Genomic DNA, 292 nt, shown 5'->3' with positions numbered 1-292 from the left:
GCTGGTGGTTGATGAAATAAAGCGATACCACGAAATTTCGATCGCAATTGGACGTGTTCAGTACCCAGAACAGTTCAAGGACTAATATGAGCCTAGCATACTTCGTTACAGATGCTGTAGAGCACTCTGTACTAGTCAGAAGCGTTCAGGAAGCCTTTCCGTTTCTGCGTCGTGGTGACGAGACAGATAGTACCGGCACTCGTGAGTATTTTGCAGTGCAGCGCATTCTGTATGAAGTTCAGGGGCCTCTATGGATGATACGCGCCGAAGACTTCACTGTTGAGCAGTTGAC

Annotated in this window: 1 protein-coding gene; it reads left to right on the top strand. The window is 47.9% G+C overall.

Translation table 11 applies throughout. The features are described from left to right. Positions 1-86: 86 nt before the first annotated feature. The coding region (locus tag AC1RPT_RS07970; RefSeq protein WP_481763016.1) for a hypothetical protein at positions 87-292 on the top strand (206 nt) is incomplete at its 3' end.

This window comes from Dellaglioa sp. CoH-56-MRSF-11, from assembly GCF_056782135.1.
Note: the sequence above shows the minus strand (reverse complement) of the source record. Positions and strands in the feature narration are given on the sequence as shown.